The sequence below is a fragment of the Thalassospira indica genome, assembly GCF_003403095.1.
GTDB lineage: Bacteria > Pseudomonadota > Alphaproteobacteria > Rhodospirillales > Thalassospiraceae > Thalassospira > Thalassospira indica.
The window spans coordinates 253634-277618 of record NZ_CP031555.1; the positions used below are offsets into that span (position 1 = coordinate 253634).

Here is a 23985-nt window from a genome sequence, read left to right on the forward strand (position 1 = left end):
ACCGGGCGCTTAGATTGTCCGAAATTTGAATGGAACGGACCTGTATATGCCTGCTGCTCGCCCCAATTTGCGTACGATTGCCGATCGCCTTGGTCTATCGATCACGACGGTATCACGTGCGCTTAAAGACGGGCCGGAAGTCAAACCCGACACCGTCGCCCGCGTTAAGGCAGCCGCAGCAGAAATCGGTTATCAGCCAGATGCCCGTGGTGTCATGCTTCGAACCGGCAAAACCATGCAGGTCTGTTCCATTCTGTATTCCCCCGAAGTCGGTGATTACGGCGACCCGGGCTTTCTGGCACAGGTCGAAAGCCTGACCCAGGGTCTTGAAGCCGATAATTATTCCCTGTTGGTGCTGGCCCAGACGCGCGGCGAAGATCCGCTTGATCCGGTGCGCAAGGTCCATACCCAACGCCTTGCCGATGCTGTGGTGTTTTCACGCACAACCTTGCAAGACAGTCGCGCGAAATACTGCCTGCAACATGACTTTCCATTTGTCAGCTTTGGCCGGACAGAACTTCTGACCCCGCATGCCTTTGTCGATCATGATGACGAACAGGCCGCCTATGACGCGGTGAAACGGTTGCTTGATGATGGCCACCGCAATATCGGCATGATCGACCCGCCCGAAGCCCTGACATTTTTCGGATATCGCAAACAGGGCGCGCGCCGGGCCATGGTTGATGCCGGCCTTGATCCCGACAGCCTGATCTGGATGCCGTCGGAAATTTCCGTGCGGGCTGCGCGCGAATCAACAACACGGCTTTTTGCCAATCAGCGCGATGTCACGGCTGTTGTCTGCGCAAGTCAGATGACGATGATCGGCGCGCTTGAAGCATTGATGGAACTTGGCATGGACACCATCCGCGACGGAATTGGTGTTGTCGGCTTTGGCGGCATGCCGTTTCGCATGCTTTCGAAACAAAAACTTGCCTATTACTACCAGCCGCAGCGCCATGTCGGCGAAGTTCTTGCCCGCCATCTGCATGACCTGATGAACGGCACACCGCCCGAAAACCTTCAGACGCTTCTGCCCTATCATCGCATTGACGACCTTGCCGCCTTCCGCGAGGGCGAGGATTTCTAAGTGCAACCCAGTCAGGGCGCGGATTACCCTAAATTGCCCCTAGCTCTCCTTGGCGTCCTTGGCGGCCTCTGAATTGCCGACCCAGCGCACCAGCATGAGCTCGACCGGTTTCAGCGCGACCAGGATAATAAAGGTCAAGACGGTTGCAATAATCACGATATGCCAGGCCGCAAGCGCACAGGCGATGCCAAGCGCTGCCGTCATCCAGACGGTCGCAGCAGTGGTTAGCCCCGTGACCGACATGTTTTTTGGCTCACGCAAAATAACACCGGCACCGATGAAGCCGATCCCGGTCAGAACACCTTGCAAAATCCCTTGAACCACGCGTGAAAGCGCGTCGGGGTGATCGATCAGATCCTGAAAATGGACCGCCACGACCGACACGACCGCCGCACCAAGTGACACAAGGGCAAGGGTGCGCATGCCGGTCGGCTTGCCATTTACATCACGGTTCAACCCGATCATCATGCCAATAACTGTCGCCGCCACCAGACGCGCAATCATATCGATCACGCCAATATCGAAGTATTTTTCCGCCGTGGCGAAATAGGGAAGGTCGGTCAGCATGCGATAAACCCTTGCCATTCAAACAATCCCCAAACGCTTCGCACGCAATCAATGTTCCGAGGTGATGCACAGCCGAACAGTTCGCTGATCACAGTCAGGCTGGTGATATCGCATGCTCCATGTCAGCTGCCTTAGCCATCAACCAGTCAAAGAACAGCGCAACCCGCGGGTCACGCTTGGGCGGGTCAAGCGTGATCAGGACATAATCATAGCCCGTCGGGGCCATGCCATGCGGCGCTATCAGCCTCCCGGACGCCAGATCATCAGCCACAAGCGGCAAGGGACCAATCGCTGTACCAAGCCGGTTCACGGCTGCCTGCAGGGCGAAAAAGAAATGATCGAAATACTGCTCGCTGGCCGGGGTTGCCGTGCTGCCGCTTGAGCGTTTCCAGTCATCCCAGGCATCGGGGCGCGTTCGCGTATGAAGCCAGCGGGCGTTGGACAAATCCCTTGAAAGGATGGTTTCCCAGCATTCCGGATCGCAAACCGGCCCCGCATATTCCGGCCAAAGTCGGGTGGTGATGTAATGCTCGGAAATGCCGTAATCCGCACGCCGGATGGCAACATCACAACCATCCGCCAACAAATCCACCGGCCCGCCTGCCAGCCTCAGATCAATATTCAGATCCGGGTTGGCCTCGCGAAAATCGCCAAGAAGCGGCATCAACCAACGCATCGCAAGGCTGGGCTCGCACGATACGGTCAATATCGGGGACGACTTGTCATGGCGATGGATATCCTCAATTGCCTGATCAAGCCCATCAAGCGCAACCGTTGTTGCCTTCAACAACCGCTCGCCTGCGGCCGTCAGCCAGACACGCCGATTGCGCCGAACAAACAGCTTAACCCCCAGACGTTCCTCGATTTGTGCGACCGCGCGACTGATCGCACCGTGCGTCAGATTAAGCTCATCCGCCGCACGCGAAAAGCTTTGATGGCGGGCTGAGGCCTCAAAGGCGGGCAGGGCCGCCAAGGGCGGCAAACTGCGTTTTCTGTGAATATTACTCACAATAAATACCAGTATTTTTCGATTTTCCGGCGATCTGAACAGTTTGATACTGAATTCACTCACACATCAAATGAATTCGTCATTCACAAGGGATCACATCATGCCGGAATGGACAGGCGATATCTTATCGATGGAAATCATTGCCGTTGGCATCATCACCATTCTCGCCGTGATCAGCCCCGGCCCGGACTTTGCGATGGTGACCCGGATCGCCCTTGCACGCGGGCGGCGGGCAGGCGTGCTTTGCGCCATCGGGATCGGCACCGGTGTTTCGGTGCATCTCGGCTACACTCTGATCGGGCTTGGTGTTGTTTTTGCCAGCAATGTCTGGGTTTTGTCGGCTTTGCGCTACCTTGGGGCGGCTTATCTGATCTGGCTTGGCCTGTCGGCCCTTTGGCCGGATATTCGACGCCTGCTGGGCAGGCCGGATCACAGCAAAAGTGCTTCGGGGGTCACAAACTCTGATCAGCCGGACCAAAACCAAACCCGTCCGGCACAGAACAGCGGATCGGCGTTTTGGATCGGTTTTGCCTGCAATGCGCTAAACCCCAAAACAATGCTGTTCATCGTATCGCTGTTCAGTCAGGTGATTTCACCAGACACAGCGATCATTCAGGAAGTCGCGTATGGTGTTTATATCGCCGCCTGCCACATGATCTGGTTTGCGCTTGTTGCAACAGCCCTGACCCTGCCATCGGTGCAGGCGCGCATTGCCGCGATCAAGTCATGGATCGAACGCGGTGTTGGCATCTGCCTTGCCGGCCTGGGTGTCAAACTTCTGGCAAGCTAGGGCGAACGCGAACCTTAAAGATCAGATGAACAGCATCTCGCCATTCTGTTTCGCATCATTCAGGAACGTAACAACACCGCCGGTCTCAATCGCCAATTCTTCACGCTTTGCCTGATTTTCAAGGCCAAGGGCGCGCAGGCCCATCTCGCAGATCATGAACTTGGCATTGAGGCTGGCACAGGCCGACAACAGTTCTTCGAAAGTGCCGATGCCGCGCGTTGAGTAACTAAGGTCAATCGATGTCGCCGTCGCCCCGTCAACCTCAGTGCGCAGATGACGCCAACCCGACGGTGCAAACAGCGCCCGGCTGGCATCCATGGTGAAGAACAGTGTCACTTCACGGCCCGATGCCAAGGCGGCAGACGCCATTACGAGGGCGTAATGAACCTTTTCATAGGTCCCGGAAAACACCACGAGGGAGAGCTTTTTGGGCGTATCAGACTCAGTGCTCATGAATAGACAGGTCCTTGATTGTGGCGTTTTCTGAACAGGTCGGGCAGCCCGGATCGCGGGGCACCCTGATCTTGCGGAACGAGGCGGACAGCGCATCGATAATCAAAAGCTGGCCTGAAAGGCCATCACCAATGCCCATCAGTTCCTTAAGCACCTCCGTCGCCTGAATGCCGCCAACCATGCCAACGACAGATCCCAAAACGCCTCCCTGCGCACAGGACGGAATGGCGTCTTCGGGCGGCGGGGCGTGATAAATGCAGCGATAACAGGGATGCGGCGCACCCAGATGGGCCTTGAAGGTCGATACCTGCCCGTCAAAACGAAGGGCTGCACCGGAAACCAGCGTCTTGCCCGCGTGGTAGCAGGCATCATTGAGTAAAAAGCGCGTATCGAAATTATCCGACCCGTCGGCAATCACATCATAATCGGCAATCAGATCCAAGACGTTGCTGGCATCAAGCCGGGTGTTATGGGCCTGCACGGTGACTTCGGGGTTCATATCCGCCATGGTCGCCTTGGCACTGTCGACCTTCGGCGTTCCGATATCTTTCATGCCATGCGCGATCTGGCGTTGCAGGTTTGAAAGTTCGACCGTATCGGCATCGACAATGCCAATCGTCCCGACCCCGGCGGCGGCCAGATACATCGCAAGAGGCGATCCAAGCCCCCCCGCACCAACGATCAGAACCCGACCGCGTTTGAGCTTCATCTGCCCCGTGCCGCCAACCTCCTTAAGGACGATGTGGCGGGCATAGCGTTGCACTTCATTTTCGCTGAAATCGAAATCACTCACGCGGGTGGGCTTCCTGTCAGAACGTCGGTCATCAAATCAGATGGTAATCCATTAGGCTTTTGCATATAGCCCATGGAACAGTGGCCTCAAGCAAAGATTTCATATCCATATCGCAACGAAATGCTTTGCTTGCGCACGCAACCACGCCAAAGCCCCGCATTCCGCCAATGAAAAAGGCCCGGCACATCGTGCCGGACCCTTTGAAATCTTTGGTCTTTCAGGCTGCTTATTGCAGGCCTTCGAACAACGGGGTCGAAAGATACCGTTCGGCAAAGCTCGGTATGATCACAACAATGCGCTTGCCTTCGTTTTCCGGCAGCTGGCCAAGCTCGATCCCGGCTGCAACCGCTGCACCGGACGAAATGCCGGTCGGAAGGCCTTCGATGCTGGCAAGCTTGCGCGCAGTGGCAAAGGCGGTCTCGTTGCCGATGGTCATGACCTTGTCGATGACATCGATATTAAGGTTGCCCGGAATGAAACCGGCACCAATGCCCTGAATTTTATGCGGGCCGGGCGCGCCACCGGAAATAACCGGGCTGTCTTCGGGCTCAACAGCAACGATCTGAATGTTCGGGTTATGCTTTTTAAGCACTTCACCCACCCCGGTCAGGGTCCCGCCAGTCCCGACACCGGCAACAAAGATATCCACCTTGCCGGCGGTATCCTTGATGATTTCCTCGGCCGTGGTACTGCGGTGGATTTCCGGGTTGGCCGGGTTGTCAAACTGCTGAAGCATGACCGCACCGTCAATTTCCGAAACCAGTTCCTCGGCACGGGCAACCGCACCTTTCATGCCCTTGGCCGCCGGGGTCAGATCAATCTGCGCACCCAGAAGCATCAGCATCTTGCGACGTTCCAGCGACATGCTTTCGGGCATGGTCAGGATCAGCTTGTAACCCTTGGCCGCCGCCACGAAGGCCAGCGCAATACCGGTATTGCCCGAGGTCGGCTCCACCAGGGTTGCGCCCGGCTTGATCTTGCCGGATTTCTCGGCATTTTCGATCATCGCCAGACCAATACGGTCCTTGACCGAGGCCAGCGGGTTAAAGAATTCAAGCTTGCCGATCAGATCGGCTTTGACACCTTCGGCCTCTGCCAGTCGCGAAAGGCGCACCAGCGGCGTTGCGCCAATGGTGTCGATGATGCTGTCGTAAATCTTGCCGCGAAACTCAGTCATGTTTTCCTCGCACGTTTCTGTATTTTTGCCATCAAGCACATCTTTGATCTGTATTTATCTCGCTATTTATCCGGGTCAAACGGATTGAAAGATTTTTTACAGATCCTGTGACGGGCAACGTTCCATAAACTTGTAGTTTTACCTTCAATAGCAGCAGTTTCTTGTGCAATGACGATACACCAAACCGCTGCACCCCGATAAGATCAAATGATGAAATCCGGGGACTCTTCAATCCCGCTGCGCAGGCCAGCATCACGTGCCCGGTTGCACAGGTCTTCGACCGTGATTTTTTCAAGCTGCTTCATCATTTCGTCCTGCAATTCCCGCCACAGCGGACGGACGACTTCCTTGCCCAATGGTGATCCTGCCGGGTCCTCGATCGGGTCATCAGATGTTTCCATCGACCGGATCACCGAAACGATATCGGCAAGCGTAATGCGACGGCGTTCACGCGCCAGCCGATACCCCCCGCGTGGGCCACGCACGCCGACCAGAATGTCGGCACGCACCAACTGTTGCAACGTCTGTTCAAGATAGCGTTTCGGGATGCCCTGACGCGCGGTGATATCCCGGCTCTGGACCGGCTCACCCGCCGCGTTATAGGCAATGTCCACGACCGCCTCGATCGCAAACAGCATCTTCTTAGAAAGCTTCAGCATCTTTTCACTCAACTCCCCTTGCGGTTCAGCCATCCCCCCAGACGGCATAACCAGATAGCGTCAAACCGGATCGACCAGCATGCTTTTCCAGGCCTATCGGGCCGGGCTGGCTGTTCCGGTCGAACCGAAACCACCCGCACCGCGCGCGGTTTCATTCAAGTCTTCTACGGCGTTCCATTTCACTTGCGTCACAGGTGCGACGACCAGCTGGGCAATGCGCATGCCGCGCTCGATTTCAAAGGCCTCGTCACCATGATTGATCAGGATGACTTTGATCTCGCCGCGATAATCGGCATCAATCGTGCCGGGGCTATTCAGGACCGTGACCCCGTTTTTCGCAGCCAGACCCGACCGCGGACGCACCTGTGCCTCAAACCCGGCGGGCAGGGCGATGGCGATACCGGTTTCGACCATGGCACGTTTGCCCGGTGCCAGAACCAGCGTCCCGTCAATCGCGGCCTGCAAATCAACCGCGGCTGACTGCGCGGTTGCGTATTCCGGTAACGGCAAATCCGCCCCGTGCGGAAGCTGCTTTAAATCAACGCTTAAAAGCGACATCGTCTATCCTTGTCTTGTCCCGGCAGGATCGTCTGCCGTTCTAATCGTTCTGTATGCCTTCCGGGATACGCCCGTCAGGAAAAATGTTTGATGATGCGCGCACTTAACGCGCGGGCAACCCCGGTCTTGCTTTGGCGTTCCCACCGTTCATCACTGGTTTCGTCATCGCCTGAAATCAGGCAAATCTCGTTATCATCCCCGCCAAAGGTCCCGGTCGCGGGCGCCACATCATTGGCCAGGATCCAGTCACACCCCTTGCGCAAGCGTTTGGCGCGCGCATGGGCGGTGACATTTTCGGTTTCGGCGGCAAAACCAATGACGAGCCCCGGGCGCATTGGCCCGGATTTGCTGATGGTTGCCAGAATGTCGGGATTTTCCGAAAGCTTCAGGTCGGGGATCACCCCCGATCCATCTTTCTTAAGCTTCTGACCGGCTTCATCAGCCGTGCGCCAATCGGCGACCGCCGCGGCACACACGGCAATATCGGCGGGAAGGGCGGCCTGCACGGCCTCCAGCATCTCGCGTGCAGTTTCGATGCGCACGACCTTAACCCCTGCGGGATCGGGCAGGGTTACCGGACCCGTCACCAGCGTCACATCTGCACCGGCCTGTGCCAGCGCCTCGGCGATGGCATGGCCCTGCTTGCCCGAGGACCGGTTGGCGATATAGCGCACCGGATCAATCGGCTCGTGCGTCGGGCCGCTGGTGACCACCGCCTTTTTACCGGCAAGGGGTTTGGGCGCGTCTTGCTGTTCCAGGAAATCAACAACACTTGCGATGATCTCGGCCGGTTCGGCCAACCGGCCCGATCCGAATTCGCCGCAGGCCAGGTCGCCAGACGCTGGGCCGACGCGCAACACGCCACGGCTTTCAAGGGTGGCGATATTGGCTTGCGTCGCCGGATGGTTCCACATCTCGACATTCATCGCTGGGGCAGTCATCACCGGCTTGTTGGTCGCAAGTAACGCAGTTGTCGCCAGATCACCTGCCTGTCCGGTCGCCATCTTGGCCAGAATATCGGCACTTGCCGGGGCGACCAGCACAAGGTCCGCCTCACGCGACAGGCGGATATGGCCCATTTCCGCTTCGTCGGTCAGGGAAAACAGATCCTGATAGACCTTGTTTTCGGTCAGTGCCGCAACCGAAAGCGGTGTCACGAACTCGGCCCCGCCCTTGGTCAGGATGGCGCGGATATGGATCCCGCGATCACGCAACCGGCGGATCACCTCAAGCACCTTATAGGCGGCAATGCCGCCCGAGATGATCAGAAGGACACTCTTTCGATTTAAGTCACTTGGCACTGTGATTACCAATTAATTACGGTTAAGAAGTGTGGTTAACCTACATTGTCCCCTAATCGGGCGCAAGAACCCAATCAAGAACAGGATGAAAGCCACAGGCTAGTTTGAAAAACGCCATGCCCGGTATCTGGACATGGCGTTGATTTTATTTGGATTTCAGATCCCGACGCTGAATATCGGGTTTTGCACCATCAAGTGGTTGCTTATGGAACGGTATAAAGCATTCCGAACCAGCGCCAGCGTGAATCTGGCCCCATGGCGGTGCAGTTGATCCGCCAGCGCCCGCTTGAAACCGGACCATCGAGGCGGATTTCAACCCGTTCTTCGCCAAGGCGCGACATGGTCGGCTCCCCTTCGGACGGGTAACAGTTCATCGACGGAGCCGGTTCTGCCAGCGTAAAGCCAAAGGCCGGCGGATTACGGGTCAGGGTATAATCGGCCGGTGTGACATCACTGACCACAAGCGGCAGGGAATTCGCCGCCAGATTAAACCGGTCCATCGCGCCGTAATGCTCGTTCAGGGCATAGCGTGGCAGATACATAAAATCGGATTCTGTATGCATCGCACCGCTTTGCTGACCAAATGCCGCGCGATAACCGGCTTCCTTGACCGCAGCGATCACTTCGCCATTGGCCTCCCCATAGGGATAAGCAAAGATTTCCGGCACATAGCCGAGCTCTTCCTCAAACCGGGCGGCAGAATTGGCGAGCTCTGACTTGACGCGATCAATGTCGAAATCAGGCAAATGAGCATGGTTCTGGCTGTGACCGCCAATCGTGACACCCGCCTTGGACAATTCGCGCACCATGTCCCAGGTCATGTAGTTGGCATAGCCCGAATCAAGTTGTTCGGTGGAAACAAACACTGTGAAGGGCAGGTTGTGTTCACGAAACACCGGCCAGGCCTTTTCGTAAACTGAACGATAGGCATCATCGACCGTAATGCCGATGGTGCGATCCGGAAGCCCCTTGCCATCGGCAAGCGCACTGACGATCTGCGGAACGCCCATGACGGTATAGGGGCCACTGGTCAGTTCTTTGACGTGCTGGTCGAACTGTTCCATCGTGATGTTGGTCGAAGGATATTCTCCCTCGCCAAAGCGATGATACATAAACACCACGGCCGAGGTCGCGTCTCCGCTTTGCGCAACCATTTCCTGATCCGCACTTTGCGGCGCATCGGACTGGGTCGCGTCCTGTGCTGTTGCCTCGGTCGTCGGGGCTTCCGGGGTTTCGGCACCATCTGCACCCGTCACCGCTGGCTCAGCCGTTGTCGCCTCAACCGTTTCATCGGTTGCAGGTGCACTATCCGACGCGATCTGGGCAAAGCCCGCCGTAGCACCAAAAGTAAGCCCAACCGCGAAGGAGACACCGACAATAAGGCCGTGCATCCTGCGCGGCGGTTTCACCCGCATCACTGCCGAAATTGCGCTGTGCCCTTTGGTCTCAACTGCCATATCTGTTTCCAGTATCTTGCGATCCACCCACGCCGGGGCGCAACTCATTCGCGCCCTCGGATCTCCCCCAGTAGAAAACCCGGCTCCTGCCCCACGCAATGCGTTTTGCAGGGTCATTTTGACTTCGAAAATACCAGTGAACCGATTGTTTTTCCACAGTTCATATGAGCTCTTGCCAATTGTCCGCCACATTACAAATCTAATGGTAACCATATCGAACTTTTGGCAACCACTTCTGATTGATGAGGATGCATGCTTAATTCTGATGGACTTGACCTTCTTTTTCACAATGGCCGCACTCACAATGTCTGGCACGACAAACCGGTTGACCCGGCACTTCTCAAAAAGGCTTGGGACCTCACCGTACTGGGACCGACAAGTGCCAATTGCGAACCGATGCGCATTACCTTTGTCACCACCGATGAGGCCCGTGCACGCCTTAAACCCTGCCTGGCAGAGGGCAATATCGAAAAAACCATGACAGCACCGGTGACAGCCATCATCGCCCATGACATGGAATTTTACGAAAAGCTGCCCGACCTGTTCCCGCATACCGATGCCCGGTCGTGGTTTGCTGGCAAGGAAGAGGCCATCAAAACCACCGCATTCCGTAATGGCACGCTGCAGGCAGGCTATTTCATCCTCGCCCTTCGGGCCGTTGGCCTTGATTGTGGCGGGATGTCGGGCTTTGATAATGCCAAGGTCGATGCCGAATTCTTTGCTGGAACCCCGTATAAAAGCAATTTCCTGCTCAATATCGGCTATGGCGATGGCAGCAGGCTGTTTGAACGCCAGCCGCGCCTGAGCTTCGATCAGGGTGCTGAAATCATCTGATCAGTCTTCTGATCACACCAAACAAGAACCTGGCCGGCGGGCGCTAAAACACCCGCCTGCCGGTTGGCGCAAACCGATACGCTCCCCACATGAGCATCTTGCCCAAAGGCGTTGGGCAGAGGACGGCATCACCACGCACCCGACAGATATTTTCAATCACTTCAGTGCTTAGAAAACTGTCATCAAAGTTTTATTTGATCTTTACTGGCCCATAACCATTTTAGGTCCACTTTTGATCACACGCGTGATAAACCGCCGTCACCCCGTTTAAACAGGAGCGTTAATTGGGTTTCCGCCAATTGATACTTACGGCTTTGGCCGTTGCCTTTCCGGCAGGTGTTGTCTTTGTCGTCCTTGCGGCGATGGAGCAGCTTGGCTGGGGCACAGCGATCCTGTCTGCGACCGCCGCCTGGCTCGGGGCTGCGGCGATCTTGCGCATCTATTTTGGCGATCTGCGCCGGGTGGCACGCTACGCGACCGATCTGCGCGACCGCTATAAAGGCACCCCGCCGCAACATATCAGCTTTGCCGCCGCGTCCGAGCTTTCATCGCTCTATACCCAGATTGCCACGGCATTTCGTGATCGCATCGCCCTGCTTGAGGCACAAACCAGCACCGATGCCGAAATCCTTGATCACCTGCCCAACCCGGTGGTGATGGTCAATCGCCATCGCGTGGTTACCGGGTTTAACCGGGCGGCCAAGGGCCTGTTTCACAACCTTGAAACCGGCCGTGATCTGACGCGTTTTATCCGTGACCCGATCCTGCTGGATGCCTTTGACGATGTCGCAAGCGCGCGCGAAACCATGAAGCATGCGGAATTCGTGCTGGCGGCTGATGCGCACCGTCATTTTGACGTACTGACCGCGCGCCTGCCTGCCGCTGCCGGCGATCGGAACTTCGTTCTGACATTCTCCGATTTGACCGAGCTTCGCAAACTTGAACAGATGCGCGCCGACTTCGCGACCGATGCCGGGCATGAACTGCGCACCCCGCTTTCGGTGCTGCTGGGCTTTATCGAAACACTTGAAGGCCCCGCCAAGGACGATCCCGATGCGCTCAACCAGTTCCTGCCGGTGATGCGCGATCAGGCACAGCGCATGCAGCATCTGATCGAAGACCTGCTGTCGCTTGCCCGGATCGAGCTTAATGAACATACCCCGCCGTCCGAAGATTGCGATGTCGGAAAGATCATCGGCAAGGTCGCCAAAAGCCTCGCCCTGAAGGCCGAATCCAAGGGCATGAACATCCGTGTCACCAGCACGCTTGACGACACGGAAATGGTTGGCGAGGAAAAGGAACTGACCCAGGTCTTTGTCAATCTGGTCGAAAACGCCATCAAATACGGCCACGCCAATACCGATGTCGAAGTTTCAATCAGTCTGGCGAAAAACCCGCCGGGTGCACTGGCCCGTTTCCGCCATGACCGCATCATGGCCGTTGCCATCCGTGATCATTCCGATGGCATCGCCCGTGAACACCTGCCGCGCCTGACGGAACGTTTCTATCGCGTTGATACTGCACGCTCCCGCGCGGTTGGCGGCACCGGCCTCGGTCTCGCCATCGTCAAACATCTGGTGCAACGCCACCGCGGTACCATGCAGATCGAAAGCGAACAGGGTGTCGGTTCGGTCTTTACGGTCTATCTCCCGGCCAAAACCGGCGACAATGTCCGGAAACTGCATTCCGCCTAAGCGACCGGAAAACCTGCAAAAACAAAAGGCCAGCAACATCGTGCTGGCCTTTAGCATATCTGGTCCGATTGAACGTTTCGATTACAGAATAAACTTCGAAAGGTCGGTATCCTTGGCCAGGTCTTCAACCTGTTCGCGGACATAATCGGCATCGACCTTGAACGTCTCACCACCTCGGTCGGTGGCAGTAAAGCTGATATCATCCAGCAACTTTTCGAGCACCGTATGCAGGCGGCGCGCCCCGATATTTTCGACCGATTCATTCACATTGGCCGAAATACGGGCAATTTCATCGACCGCATCTTCGGTGAAGTCGAGTGTCACGTCCTCGGTCTTCATAAGCGCAATATACTGTTTGATCAGCGATGCTTCCGGTTCCATCAGGATGCGGCGGAAGTCGCCCTCGGTCAGCGCCTTAAGCTCAACGCGGATCGGCAGACGCCCCTGCAATTCCGGCAGAAGGTCAGACGGCTTTGCAAGGTGGAAAGCACCAGAACAGATGAACAGGATATGGTCGGTTTTGACCGTGCCATGCTTGGTTGAAACGTTCGTGCCTTCGATCAGCGGCAACAGATCGCGCTGAACACCTTCGCGCGATACGTCGCCACCACGTTCGGACCGCGCGGTGATCTTGTCGATTTCATCCAGGAACACGATGCCGTTCTGTTCGACATTTTCAATCGCCTCTGCGGTGACCTTGTCATTATCAAGAAGCTTGTCACCTTCTTCATCGATCAGGCGCTCAAAGGCTTCTTCGACCGTCATGCGCTTGGGCTTGGTATTGCCACCAAACGCCTTGCCGAACATGTCATTGAGGTTCAGCATTCCCATCTGTGCACCGGGCATGCCCGGGATATCGATGGTCGGCATTGAGGCCGCGCTGCTTTCCTGCACGTTAATCTCGATTTCCTTGTGCTGAAGTTCGCCTTCGCGCAGCATCTTGCGGAACTTCTGACGGGTATCGGAGGAGGCATTTTCACCGACCAGACCATCCAGAATGCGTTCCTCGGCCTGCATTTCGGCCTTGGCGCGGACTTTCTTGCGCATGCTTTCGCGGGTCAGATCAATCGACACTTCCACCAGATCACGCACGATCTGTTCAACATCGCGTCCGACATAGCCGACTTCGGTGAATTTGGTTGCTTCGATCTTGATGAACGGGGCCTCGGCCAATTTGGCAAGGCGACGCGCGATTTCGGTTTTACCGACACCGGTCGGGCCGATCATCAGGATGTTTTTCGGAAGCACCTCATTGCGCATGGTTTCGTCAAGCTGCTGACGGCGCCAGCGGTTGCGCAGCGCAATGGCGACCGCGCGCTTGGCATCCTTCTGACCGATGATGTGACGGTCCAGTTCGGAAACAATTTCGCGCGGGCTGTAATGTTGGGTCATGATTTATTCCGTATCTTTTTGCGACGAATGCAGAAGCAAGGCCCGGTTTGGCACCTTGATTATTTCGCATCCTCAAGATCAATTTTTTCAAGCAAGACATTGCCGTTGGTGTAAACGCAAATCTCACCGGCAATCGCCATGGCCTTGCGGGCAATTTCCTCGGCACTGAGGTCCTGATCAAGCAGGGCCCGTGCCGCAGCAAGCGCATAGTTGCCACCCGATCCGATGGCAATGATGCCATCTTCGGGTTCAAGAACATCGCCCTGACCAGTCAGAACCAGTGACACGTCCTTATCGGCCACCGCCATCATGGCTTCGAGCTTGCGAAGGTAACGATCTGTCCGCCAGTCCTTGGCCAACTCTACACAGGCGCGCATCGTCTGGCCCGGATGACGATCAAGCTTGGCTTCAAGCCGTTCCAGCAGGGTAAAGGCATCCGCCGTTGCCCCGGCAAAGCCCACCATGATCTCGCCCTTCTGGCCGATCCGGCGCACCTTGCGGGCATTGCCCTTGATCACCGTCGGACCAAGCGAGACCTGACCATCACCGGCCACCACGACTTCATTGCCCTTGCGCACGGAAAGAATTGTCGTGCCATGCCAGCTTTGTTGTTCGCTCATGAATTATCCTTGAATCTCATCGATTGCTTCGCCCAAGAGTTAGCACGGCAGACGCCCCGGTCAAGGGCAGAAGCCACCCGCAACCGCCGCTTCCGCTGACCGCGCGACCTTCATGTCGACCAAAACACAGTTTCAACGCTGAGATACCCAAAAAATTCAAGGCATACCCGCGCCACATGCTTTACCCTTGGTGATGGTAAAAGAATTTGATGGTAAAAGAATTTCAAGAAGACAGGACCAGAGCCCATGAGCAGCGATCTTACCCAAACCCATCTTGGCAAATGCATTCTTGCCGGTCAGGGCAAAATCAAGGCCGATCTGGTTCTGCGGAATATCGGCTTGCTTGACGTCATCACCGGCAAGGTCACCGAAACCGATATCGCCATTGTCGGCGACCGGATTGTCGGCACCCATGACAGCTATGCTGGCGAGACCGAGATTGATTGCACCGGCAAGTTCGCCGTGCCGGGCTTTATCGATACCCACCTGCATATTGAAAGCTCGCTCGTTACCCCGCTCGAGTTTGATCGTTGTGTGCTGCCCCATGGTGTCACCACGGTCCTGTGTGACCCGCACGAAATTGCCAATGTGCTGGGGTCCGAGGGCATCAAATACTTCCTGGATTGCGCCGAGCAGACCGTGATGGATGTGCGGGTTAATCTGTCATCCTGCGTACCGGCCACCGCGTTCGAGACCGCCGGTGCGCGGCTTGAAATCGAAGACCTTCTGCCGTTCCGGTCGCACGAAAAGGTCGTCGGGCTGGCGGAAATGATGAACTATCCCGGCGTACTCAACCTTGATCCGGGCATCATGGCCAAGCTCGAAGCCTTTCAGGATGGTCATATTGATGGGCATGCGCCGCTGGTGCGCGGAATGGACCTGAACGGCTATATGGCCGCTGGCATCCGTACCGATCACGAAGCCACCTCGGCCGAGGAAGCCCGCGAAAAGCTTGCCAAGGGTATGGCGATCCTGATCCGCGAAGGTTCGGTGTCCAAGGATCTAGAGGCTTTGGCAGAGATTCTTGATGAAAACAGCTCAAGCTTCGTCGCACTCTGCACTGATGACCGCAACCCGCTTGATATCGGCGAAGAAGGTCATCTTGATAGTCTTGTTTCGCGATTAATCGGTCATTTGAAGGCACGTAATTGCCCGATCCATCATGCCTATCGCGCGGCATCGCATTCGGCGGCCCGCATTTTCGGCCTGCGTGATCGCGGTTTAATCGGGCCGGGCTGGCGGGCCGATATCGCCATCCTTGATGATCTGGAAGCCTGCCACGTCACCGACGTCATCGCAGGTGGCCGCCTTGTCACCAAGGATCTGTTTGCCAAACGCAAAGAAATTGCACCGGTCGGTTTGACGTCGATGAAGGCCACCCCGGTCACGGCAGAGGCCTTTGCCTGCGATCCCAAACCGGGTCAGAACCAGACCCCGGTGATCAAGGTCAAACCGGGCCTTATCCTGACCTTCCGGGATGAAGCAACGCTTGAAATTGGCGAAAATGGCCTCAAACCCGATCTGGACAATGACGTGATCAAGGTCGCCGTCGTCGAACGCCACGGCATCAATGGCAATATCGGGCGCAGCTTCGTGCGCGGCTTTGGCCTCAAACGCGGGGCGATAGCCTCCTCCGTCGGGCATGACAGCCACAACATCACCGTGGTCGGTGCCAGCGATGCCGACATGGCAGCTGCCGTCAATCGCCTGATTGAAATGGGCGGCGGCTTTGCGGTTGCCGATGGCGGCAAGGTCACGGCCGAACTGGCCCTGCCGGTTGCGGGCCTTATGAGCCTCGAGCCGTTTGAAATCGTCGAGGAACACCTGATTGATCTGCGCAAGGCGGCCAAGGATCTGGGATGTGTTTTGCCCGAACCGTTCCTGCAAGTCGCCTTCCTGGCCCTGCCGGTGATACCGCACCTGAAAATGACCGACCGCGGCCTGTTTGATGTCGATAAGTTCGACTTTGTTTAGAATAACTCCGAATAACCATTGCGATTTTTTTTACCTGATCACTCAACGTATTGTTGTTTTTCATCGGCCGCGACTTAAATCTTTCAAGTATCGCTCTGTGAACAGCCGGCACCCTGTCGCCTGGCATGATGGATATACGATCAGGTGAAAATCAGGCTTCAGATTGGCGTTACCGCTGCGTTTACGACGATTGCGGTCGTGATGCTGGGGGTGACCGTTGCGTTTCTGTATAACAGCAACCGCAATCTTGCCCTGCAAACCGCCCGTGCCGAAATGGAAAGCGCCCGGCAGAAATCGGTCGATGGCCTGATCAACGTCATCCTGCCGGTCGGGCAGGTTGTTACCACCACCGCCGACATGATCACGTCCTTTCCCGGTGCGATATCCGAGCCCACCGGCGGTTCAGTGATGGCCAGCCAGATCAAGGGATTACCGCAAATCTATGGCCTGTTTTTCGGGTTCGAAGACGATGGCCGGTTCTTTCAGGTGATCAAAATTCCCGATGGCCTGAAAACCTTTGGCCCCCGCAATGCGCCGATCCCCAAAGACAGCAAAATCATCTATCGCACGATTGATGACGCCCTGTCGGGCGAAAAAACTGACAGCTATCTCTATCAATCGGACTGGGGCACCATTACCGGTAAGGAAGAAAGTGCTGCCACCTATGACCCCAGAACCCGCGCCTGGTACGAAGGCGCAAAGGACAAGGACGGTATTTTTGTCAGTCCTTTCTATACCTTCAACAGCACAAACAAGCCCGGCGTAACCTTTGCAAAGCGCGTCCTGAACCCGGATCGCAGCCTGATGGGGATCGTCGGTGCGGATCTGACACTGGAAAGCGTCAACAAGATCCTTGGCGATATCCGGATCGGCGAACAGGGCCGGGTCTTTATGCTCGATGCGCAACAGCGGGTTCTTGCCTATAACGGCCCCTATGGTGGCAATGAGAATGAGACACTTTTCAAGATCGACAATCGAACCATCAGCGACCCGATTGTCAGCCGCGCCATCGTAAGCTGGACCAATAACCCCGGCACCTTCTTTGAATTCATTGATGAAACCGACGGGAAAAAATATCTCGGCTCGGCGGCACCGATACCGGAAATCTTTGGCGTCGCGCCGGTTCTGGGTCTGATCGTGCCCGAGGATGAATTTGTTGGCGACATCAAGGCAACAACCCGCAATGTGCTGCAGATCGCAACCGCAATCCTTGTCTTTACCGTCGTCCTGATCGCTATCATTTCGCGGATATTAAGCCGCCAGATCAATGCCGTCGCCGAAGAAGCCGAAAAGATCGGTCAATTTGATCTCGGCGGTGATTTCGATATGGAATCCCACATCTACGAGGTCGATGCCCTGTCCAAGGCCGTGGCGAACATGAAGCTCAGCCTCAAAAGCTTTGGCGCCTATGTTCCGGCAGATGTGGTGAAATCAATCATGTCAGCCGGCAATCCAGTCGAAATCGGCGGTGAGGCCCGCGAATTATCGATCATGTTTACCGATATCGAGGGCTTTACTGCGAAGACCGAAAACTATTCCCCGACCGATCTGGCGCTTGAGCTTTCGAACTATTTTGCCGCCATGGAACAGCAGATCACCATCAACGGAAATGGCACCATCGACAAATATATCGGTGATGCCATCATGGCGTTCTGGAATGCGCCAACCGACGATCCCGACCATGTCGACCATGCCTGCAAGGCTGCACTGGCCTGCCGGTTGGCCGGTCGACGGCTGAATTCCATCTCAAAGGATTCACGCCTGTTTCCACTCTACACCCGATTTGGCCTGCACACCGATCAGGTGGTTGTCGGCAATGTAGGCTCCGAACATCGCCTGCAATACACTGCCCTTGGCGAGGCGGTGAACCTTGCCTCGCGGATCGAGGGGCTTAACAAGATCTATGGCACACGCATCCTTGTCAGTGAGGCCATTGAAAAACGCGCATCCGATAACTTCCTGCTCAGATATGTCGACCGGGTCGTTCCCCTTGGTACAAGCGTGCCAATTGATATCTTTGAGCTGATCGGGGATCGCGACGATACGACCAACGCCCTTGTCGATATCGCCGCGCAGGAAATCGAGATCGCGGCATGGGATGCCTGCATGGACCTCTATCACGATCAGAAATGGGCCGAAGCACATGACGCCTTCAAGGCACATCTGGAAGCTTCAACCACACCAAAGCTGGTTGAAATCTATATCGAAAGATGCCGGGAATTTATCGATCATCCGCCCGAAAAAAACTGGGATGAAGTCAATCACATGACCCGTAAATAGCCCCAATATCACCGCACAGCCCGATTGGCGGCCTGATCCGGGCGCGAAAACCACTGTTTGCGGCCATTGCGTAGCCACCTAGAACTGGCTTTTGTCGGACTTTATTGCTACATACGACCCGTCATATGCATCAATATCTGCAGGAAAGGAGCTTTGCATGCGCAAGGCCCGCGTTGAGCGTAACACAAACGAAACCCAGATCATGGTCGAACTGAACCTTGACGGGACCGGCGTTTATGACGTCGAGACCGGGGTCGGGTTCCTTGATCACATGCTCGAACAGCTTTCGCGTCACAGCCTGATGGACCTTAAAGTCCGGGCCAAGGGCGACCTGCATATTGATTTCCACCACACCACCGAAGATAGCGGCATTGCAATCGGCGAAGCCTTTGCCAAGGCGCTTGGCGACAAGAAGGGCATCACGCGTTATGGCAGTTGCCTGCTGCCGATGGACGAGGCGCTGACCCGTGTCGCACTGGATATTTCAAGCCGTCCCTATCTGATCTGGAATGTCGAATTCACCCGCGACAAGCTGGGCGATATGGATACCGAGCTGTTCCGTGAATGGTTCCAGGGCTTTGCCCAGGCGGCTGGCATCACGCTGCATGTCGAGAACCTGTATGGCGAGAACAATCACCATATCATCGAAAGTGCCTTTAAGGCGCTTGCACGGTCGCTGCGCGTGGCAATCGAAATTGATCCGCGCAAGTCCGATGCCATCCCCTCGACCAAGGGCACGCTTGGCGGCTCCTTGTAAGCAGGTCAGTTCGATCTGATCGAAAATACACCGGTGGCACAGCAGACAAAACTCTGCCACCGGTCCAGAGAACCGGTTTTCGATGAAGGTTTACACAGTCCATACCCATCCCGGCGATGCCGACCCGATGGAAAACGCCATCCTGATCCGCGAAGGCTTCAACTTCTGGGCCTTTCTGCTTTCGGGCCTTTGGGCGTTGTACCATCGGCTTTGGCTGGGCTTTTTCGGCCTTGTCGCGGTTTCATTTCTTTGCACCTTTGCTGTCGAGCTATTTGACGGCGGGCCTGAAATGGACTTTGCGCTCGCCCTTGTGACCGGCATCGGCTTTGGCCTGATCGCCAATGACCTGCGTCGGCGCAAACTGGCCGCAAAAGGCTGGAAGATGGTCGATATCGTCGCAGGCCATGATGAGACTGACGCCGAACATCGCTGCTTTGAGCGTTCAAAAAATTCACGGCTGCGCGTCCCACACGCCATGTCAGCCGCACCCTCCACCCCCTCAACCGGGAGCCCATCCTACCCATGAGTGTTGCGATTATAGATTACGGTTCCGGCAATCTGCGCTCGTGCGCCAAGGCGTTCGAGCGTGCTGCACGTGAAACCGGCTTTTCTGACGAGATCATTGTCACCGATGACCCGGAAAAGGTCCGCAACGCCAGCCATATCGTGCTTCCGGGCGTTGGCGCCTATGCCGATTGCCGTGCGGGTCTTGATGCTGTGACCGGCATGGTTGATGTCCTCACCGAACAGGTGATCAAAGGCGGCAAGCCGTTCTTTGGCATCTGTGTTGGAATGCAGTTGATGTCGACCGTCGGTCGCGAATTTGTCGTCACTGACGGCCTTGACTGGATTTCTGGCGAAGTCGTGGCCATCGAGCCCAGCGACCCGAGCCTTAAAATCCCGCATATGGGCTGGAACGAACTGGTTCTTGATCCAGCGGGCAAAGCACACCCGGTGCTTAACGGCATTTCGGATGGCGATCACGCCTATTTCGTGCACAGCTATCACATGCATGTCTCCAACCCCGATCAGCGACTGGCATCGGTTTCCTATGGCGGGAACATCACCGCAATGATCGGGCGTGACAACATGATCGGCACCCAGTTCCACCCGGAAAAAAGCCAGAAAACCGGGCTTACCATCATCGGGAACTTCCTGGGGTGGAAGCCATGATCGCACCATCTGATACCATTCAGCCGGGCGTCATTGCCGAACGCGTGACCGAACTGACCGCAGGCGACATTTCCGATATCGTCGATGCCTGTACGCAGGCGATTGTCGAAGGTGGCGGCTTTGGCTGGTTGACACCGCCGGACCGTCCGGACATGGAAAAATACTGGCGCGGTGTGTTGCTGATGCCCGGTCGTCATCTTTTTGTGTCGCGCGTTGATGGCATTATTTCCGGTGCCGCCCAGTTGATCGAAACACCGGCCAACCTCGAAGCACAGCGTCATTCCGCCCAGATTTCCGGCCATTTCGTCGCCCCTTGGGCGCGTGGGCGCGGCAACGGCAAGGCGATCGTACGTTCGATTGAATATTTCGCCCGTGAAGCGGGCTATAGCGTTTTGAAACTCGACCTTCGCGAAACCCAGGAAGCCGCCATCGCACTCTATAACGGGCTTGGATATGTCCGTTGGGGCATCAATCCCTATTACGCGATGGTCGATGGCAAGATGGTCGAAGGCTATTACTACACCAAGAAAATACAGGACACCGATCAGTGAACCTTTATCCCGCAATTGACCTGAAAGATGGCGCATGCGTGCGCCTGCTTCGCGGCGACATGGACAAGGCAACCGTGTTTAACGACGATCCGGGCGCACAGGCCGGTGAATTTGTGCAAGCGGGCTGCCATTGGGTTCATATCGTTGATCTGAACGGCGCCTTTGCCGGTGAACCGGTTAATGGGGCGGCTGTGGACTCCATCCTTGCCGCCGTGTCGGGCAAGGCCCAGACGCAGCTTGGTGGCGGCATCCGCACCATGGAAACAGTTGATTATTGGCTCAATAAAGGTATCACGCGTGTGATCCTGGGTACCGTCGCCCTTCGCAATCCGGATTTTGTTAAGGAAGCCTGCGCAAAATGGCCGGGCCGGGTGGCTGTCGGCATTGATGCCCGTGATGGCTATGTCGCGGTTGAAGGCTGGGCGGAGACGTCTGAGGTCACGGCCCTAGAGCTCGCCAAGAAATTTGAGGATTGCGGTGTGGCTGCCATCATCTTTACCGACATCGACCGGGATGGTGCGATGGGCGGCCCGAATATCGAGAGCACCGTGGCCCTAGCATCGGAAATCTCGACCCCGGTAATTGTATCGGGCGGGGTTTCATCGCTGGATGATCTGATCGCGGTCAAAAAACACACAGATGCCGGCATTGATGGCGCGATTTCCGGTCGTGCGCTTTATGATGGCCGCATTGATCTGGCAGAGGCCATCGCGGCCCTTTCGTAACCGACCCAACAGGAAACAGACCATGCTGAAAACCCGTGTCATTCCCTGTCTTGACGTCAAGGACGGCCGCGTCGTCAAAGGGGTCAATTTCGTCGATCTGATCGATGCCGGCGATCCGGTCGAACAGGCCCGGATTTACGATGCCGAGGGCGCGGACGAGCTCTGCTTCCTTGATATCACCGCATCAAGCGATAACCGCGATACTATCTTTGACGTGGTCGCCCGCACTGCCGAGGCCTGCTTTATGCCGGTCACGGTGGGTGGCGGCGTGCGCACCCTTGAAGACATCCGCAAACTGCTTCTGGCCGGTGCGGACAAGGTTTCGATCAACACGGCCGCCGTCAAAAACCCCGATTTCGTGCGCGAAGCCGCGCGCAAGTTCGGATCGCAATGCATTGTGGTCTCGATTGATGCCAAATCAACCGGCCCGGACACGTTTGAAATCTTTACCCATGGCGGGCGTGAACCGACCGGGATTGATGCCGTTGCATTTGCGAAACAAATGGTGGAATACGGTGCGGGTGAGCTTCTTGTCACCTCGATGGATCGCGATGGCACCCAGTCGGGCTTTAACATCCCGCTGACCAAAACCATTGCCGATGCCGTGCATGTGCCCGTCATTGCCTCGGGCGGGGTGGGGACGCTTGATCACATGGTCGAAGGCGTGCGCGATGCGCATGCATCAGCGGTTCTTGCTGCCTCGATCTTCCATTTCGGCACCTACCGCATTCGCGAGGTCAAAGACCACATGAAAGCCGCCGGTATCCCGGTCAGAGAGGACTGAAAAATGGCTGACACCGATAAAGGCCAACACATCCTTGATGCGCTTTACGCAACCGTTTCTGCCCGCAAGGGGGCCGATCCGGACACCAGCTATACCGCCAAGCTGTTTGCCAAGGGTACCGCCAAAATCGCCCAGAAAGTCGGCGAAGAGGGCTTTGAAACCGTGATTGCCGCCCTTGCCGAAACCCCGGAAAAGGTCGCATCCGAAAGTGCAGACCTGCTTTATCATCTGACCGTACTTTGGGCCGATCAGGGGGTGACGCCCGAAGACGTCTGGAAGATCCTGGCGGAACGGCAGGGCATTTCAGGTATTGCCGAAAAGGCATCGCGCAGCAAAGATTAAGGCATAAAGCCTCAACTATCCGGGCAATGTCCCGACAAGGTATCAGGAGCATCACCATGGCCGTTCAGCCCTACGATCCGGAAAACATCTTTGCCAAAATCCTGCGCGGTGAAATCCCGTGCACCAAGGTCTATGAAGATGACCATGTGCTGGCGTTTAACGATATCGCGCCGCAGGCCCCGACCCATGTGCTGGTCATCCCCAAAGGGTCCTACACCAGCTATGACGACTTTGCGCTTAATGCCTCGGACGCCGAAATCGTCGCCTATACCCGCGCGATTGGTAAAATCTCCAAGGAAGCTGGCGTCGTTGAAGACGGCTACCGCCTGATCGCCAACACCCGCGAACACGGCCGCCAGGACGTCCCGCACCTGCATGTGCATATCCTTGGCGGTGAGAAACTCCCGCGGATGCTGCCGGGCGCCTAAGCGACTGGAAACCCGTTAAAAAGGCAGGGCTCCGCATTCCGCGCCCTGCCTTTTTTGTCCTGACATGTATCTGAAATCACCGATGGCATCCAACATCCCCAACGCATCCGAGATTTTCCAAGCCATTCCGGGCAACTGGAAGCTTGTGCGCGATCTGGGCGAAGCCGGGCAGTTTACCGGCGATGTCACGTTTCATGCCGCCGATCCGGCCCAACCCAATGTGCTGCGCTATCGTGAGGAAGGGTTTCTGACCCGCCCGGACGGCAAGCGGTTTGATGGCTATCGGGAATATGACTTTGTCCTGCACGAGGACCCCGCAGCAATCGAACTTCTGTTTCGCGACCCTTTGAGTTTCGGCAATCGCTATGTGCTGCTGCAATTTGGCGAAGAGGGAGAAGAGGGTGTTTGTGCCCGCGACATTCACCCCTGTGGGGAGGACTTCTATCACCATTGCATGATCTGGAACGGGCCAGATCATTTCGAAACAAAAATAAAAATCACCGGTCCGAAGAAGGATCACCTGCTGCACAGCATCTATCGCCGCGCCTAGCATCCAGAAATACGGAATATTTGTCCATAA

General features: G+C 56.3%; 26 protein-coding genes. 15 read left to right on the forward strand and 11 right to left on the reverse strand.

Translation table 11 applies throughout. From position 1 onward, the window contains the following. Nucleotides 1–46 precede the first annotated feature (46 nt). Nucleotides 47–1087, forward strand: coding sequence for a LacI family DNA-binding transcriptional regulator (locus DY252_RS01175; RefSeq protein WP_063086132.1), 1041 nt, complete (start codon nucleotides 47–49; stop codon nucleotides 1085–1087). 39 nt (nucleotides 1088–1126) lie between these two features. Here DY252_RS01175 and DY252_RS01180 read toward each other — a convergent pair whose 3' ends face one another. Beyond that, on the reverse strand, nucleotides 1127–1672 hold the full coding sequence (locus DY252_RS01180; protein ID WP_064787975.1) for an MgtC/SapB family protein: 546 nt from the start codon (nucleotides 1670–1672) through the stop codon (nucleotides 1127–1129). Between the two features lie 76 nt (nucleotides 1673–1748). Beyond that, nucleotides 1749–2663, reverse strand: coding sequence for a LysR substrate-binding domain-containing protein (locus DY252_RS01185; RefSeq protein WP_064787974.1), 915 nt, complete (start codon nucleotides 2661–2663; stop codon nucleotides 1749–1751). Between the two features lie 100 nt (nucleotides 2664–2763). Here DY252_RS01185 and DY252_RS01190 point away from each other — a divergent pair, with 100 nt between their 5' ends. Then, on the forward strand, nucleotides 2764–3453 hold the full coding sequence (locus DY252_RS01190; RefSeq protein ID WP_064787973.1) for a LysE family translocator: 690 nt from the start codon (nucleotides 2764–2766) through the stop codon (nucleotides 3451–3453). 21 nt (nucleotides 3454–3474) lie between these two features. On the opposite strand, the gene DY252_RS01195 is transcribed toward DY252_RS01190, so the two are convergent. From DY252_RS01195 to DY252_RS01225, 7 genes are all read right to left on the reverse strand, one after another. Next, a complete protein-coding gene (locus DY252_RS01195) occupies nucleotides 3475–3906 on the reverse strand; it encodes a DsrE family protein (protein WP_008888837.1) in 432 nt (143 codons plus the stop codon). Further along, a complete protein-coding gene (locus DY252_RS01200) occupies nucleotides 3896–4699 on the reverse strand; it encodes a HesA/MoeB/ThiF family protein (RefSeq protein WP_064787972.1) in 804 nt (267 codons plus the stop codon). The genes DY252_RS01195 and DY252_RS01200 overlap by 11 nt, the downstream gene beginning before the upstream one ends. A gap of 226 nt (nucleotides 4700–4925) precedes the next feature. After that, nucleotides 4926–5876, reverse strand: a complete 951-nt coding sequence (gene cysK / locus DY252_RS01205; protein ID WP_064788301.1) for a cysteine synthase A — start codon at nucleotides 5874–5876, stop codon at nucleotides 4926–4928. Nucleotides 5877–6079: 203 nt separating this feature from the next. Then, the gene (locus DY252_RS01210) at nucleotides 6080–6535 is read right to left on the reverse strand and encodes an RrF2 family transcriptional regulator (RefSeq protein WP_008888834.1); all 456 of its coding nucleotides are present in this window, start codon (nucleotides 6533–6535) and stop codon (nucleotides 6080–6082) included. A gap of 93 nt (nucleotides 6536–6628) precedes the next feature. After that, a complete protein-coding gene (dut, locus tag DY252_RS01215) occupies nucleotides 6629–7093 on the reverse strand; it encodes a dUTP diphosphatase (protein WP_064787971.1) in 465 nt (154 codons plus the stop codon). A gap of 74 nt (nucleotides 7094–7167) precedes the next feature. Next, nucleotides 7168–8394 carry a bifunctional phosphopantothenoylcysteine decarboxylase/phosphopantothenate--cysteine ligase CoaBC gene (coaBC, locus tag DY252_RS01220; RefSeq protein ID WP_064787970.1) on the reverse strand — a complete coding sequence of 409 codons (1227 nt, stop codon included), beginning with the start codon at nucleotides 8392–8394 and terminating at the stop codon, nucleotides 7168–7170. A gap of 203 nt (nucleotides 8395–8597) precedes the next feature. Next, a complete protein-coding gene (locus DY252_RS01225) occupies nucleotides 8598–9851 on the reverse strand; it encodes a polysaccharide deacetylase family protein (RefSeq protein ID WP_064787969.1) in 1254 nt (417 codons plus the stop codon). Between the two features lie 252 nt (nucleotides 9852–10103). Here DY252_RS01225 and DY252_RS01230 point away from each other — a divergent pair, with 252 nt between their 5' ends. After that, the gene (locus DY252_RS01230; protein ID WP_064787968.1) at nucleotides 10104–10685 is read left to right on the forward strand and encodes a malonic semialdehyde reductase; all 582 of its coding nucleotides are present in this window, start codon (nucleotides 10104–10106) and stop codon (nucleotides 10683–10685) included. Nucleotides 10686–10969: 284 nt separating this feature from the next. Beyond that, complete coding sequence (locus tag DY252_RS01235) at nucleotides 10970–12379, forward strand: ATP-binding protein (RefSeq protein ID WP_064787967.1); 1410 nt, start codon at nucleotides 10970–10972, stop codon at nucleotides 12377–12379. Nucleotides 12380–12460: 81 nt separating this feature from the next. Here the strand turns inward: DY252_RS01235 and hslU are convergent, their stop codons facing one another. Together hslU and hslV are read right to left on the reverse strand one after the other, a co-directional pair. Next, on the reverse strand, nucleotides 12461–13771 hold the full coding sequence (gene hslU, locus DY252_RS01240; RefSeq protein WP_064787966.1) for an ATP-dependent protease ATPase subunit HslU: 1311 nt from the start codon (nucleotides 13769–13771) through the stop codon (nucleotides 12461–12463). A 59-nt stretch (nucleotides 13772–13830) separates the two neighbouring features. Next, nucleotides 13831–14391 (reverse strand): ATP-dependent protease subunit HslV, encoded by a 561-nt coding sequence (hslV, locus tag DY252_RS01245; RefSeq protein WP_008888827.1) that lies wholly within the window; start codon nucleotides 14389–14391, stop codon nucleotides 13831–13833. Nucleotides 14392–14637: 246 nt separating this feature from the next. On the opposite strand from hslV, the gene ade reads away from it, so the two are divergent. The 11 genes from ade (at nucleotide 14638) to DY252_RS01300 (ending at nucleotide 23955) form a co-directional block, all read left to right on the forward strand. After that, complete coding sequence (gene ade / locus DY252_RS01250; RefSeq protein ID WP_064787965.1) at nucleotides 14638–16365, forward strand: adenine deaminase; 1728 nt, start codon at nucleotides 14638–14640, stop codon at nucleotides 16363–16365. A 144-nt stretch (nucleotides 16366–16509) separates the two neighbouring features. Further along, on the forward strand, nucleotides 16510–18645 hold the full coding sequence (locus DY252_RS01255) for a cache domain-containing protein (protein WP_064787964.1): 2136 nt from the start codon (nucleotides 16510–16512) through the stop codon (nucleotides 18643–18645). Nucleotides 18646–18802: 157 nt separating this feature from the next. Next, complete coding sequence (hisB, locus tag DY252_RS01260) at nucleotides 18803–19402, forward strand: imidazoleglycerol-phosphate dehydratase HisB (RefSeq protein ID WP_008888824.1); 600 nt, start codon at nucleotides 18803–18805, stop codon at nucleotides 19400–19402. 82 nt (nucleotides 19403–19484) lie between these two features. Continuing rightward, entirely contained in the window at nucleotides 19485–19928 is a 444-nt protein-coding gene (locus tag DY252_RS01265) for a DUF2628 domain-containing protein (protein ID WP_064787963.1), read from the forward strand. Then, nucleotides 19925–20575 (forward strand): imidazole glycerol phosphate synthase subunit HisH, encoded by a 651-nt coding sequence (hisH, locus tag DY252_RS01270; protein ID WP_064787962.1) that lies wholly within the window; start codon nucleotides 19925–19927, stop codon nucleotides 20573–20575. Before DY252_RS01265 ends, hisH begins: the two co-directional genes overlap by 4 nt. Next, nucleotides 20572–21126, forward strand: coding sequence for a GNAT family N-acetyltransferase (locus DY252_RS01275; protein ID WP_040822270.1), 555 nt, complete (start codon nucleotides 20572–20574; stop codon nucleotides 21124–21126). Before hisH ends, DY252_RS01275 begins: the two co-directional genes overlap by 4 nt. Next, nucleotides 21123–21851: a 1-(5-phosphoribosyl)-5-[(5-phosphoribosylamino)methylideneamino]imidazole-4-carboxamide isomerase gene (hisA, locus tag DY252_RS01280; protein ID WP_064787961.1), complete on the forward strand. Its 729-nt coding sequence runs from the start codon at nucleotides 21123–21125 to the stop codon at nucleotides 21849–21851. Before DY252_RS01275 ends, hisA begins: the two co-directional genes overlap by 4 nt. Before the next feature lie 22 nt (nucleotides 21852–21873). After that, on the forward strand, nucleotides 21874–22635 hold the full coding sequence (gene hisF / locus DY252_RS01285; RefSeq protein ID WP_064787960.1) for an imidazole glycerol phosphate synthase subunit HisF: 762 nt from the start codon (nucleotides 21874–21876) through the stop codon (nucleotides 22633–22635). A gap of 3 nt (nucleotides 22636–22638) precedes the next feature. After that, the gene (locus DY252_RS01290) at nucleotides 22639–22977 is read left to right on the forward strand and encodes a phosphoribosyl-ATP diphosphatase (RefSeq protein WP_064787959.1); all 339 of its coding nucleotides are present in this window, start codon (nucleotides 22639–22641) and stop codon (nucleotides 22975–22977) included. A gap of 56 nt (nucleotides 22978–23033) precedes the next feature. Beyond that, on the forward strand, nucleotides 23034–23405 hold the full coding sequence (locus tag DY252_RS01295) for a histidine triad nucleotide-binding protein (RefSeq protein WP_064787958.1): 372 nt from the start codon (nucleotides 23034–23036) through the stop codon (nucleotides 23403–23405). Nucleotides 23406–23487: 82 nt separating this feature from the next. Next, the gene (locus tag DY252_RS01300; RefSeq protein ID WP_231959647.1) at nucleotides 23488–23955 is read left to right on the forward strand and encodes a DUF6314 family protein; all 468 of its coding nucleotides are present in this window, start codon (nucleotides 23488–23490) and stop codon (nucleotides 23953–23955) included. Nucleotides 23956–23985 lie beyond the last annotated feature (30 nt).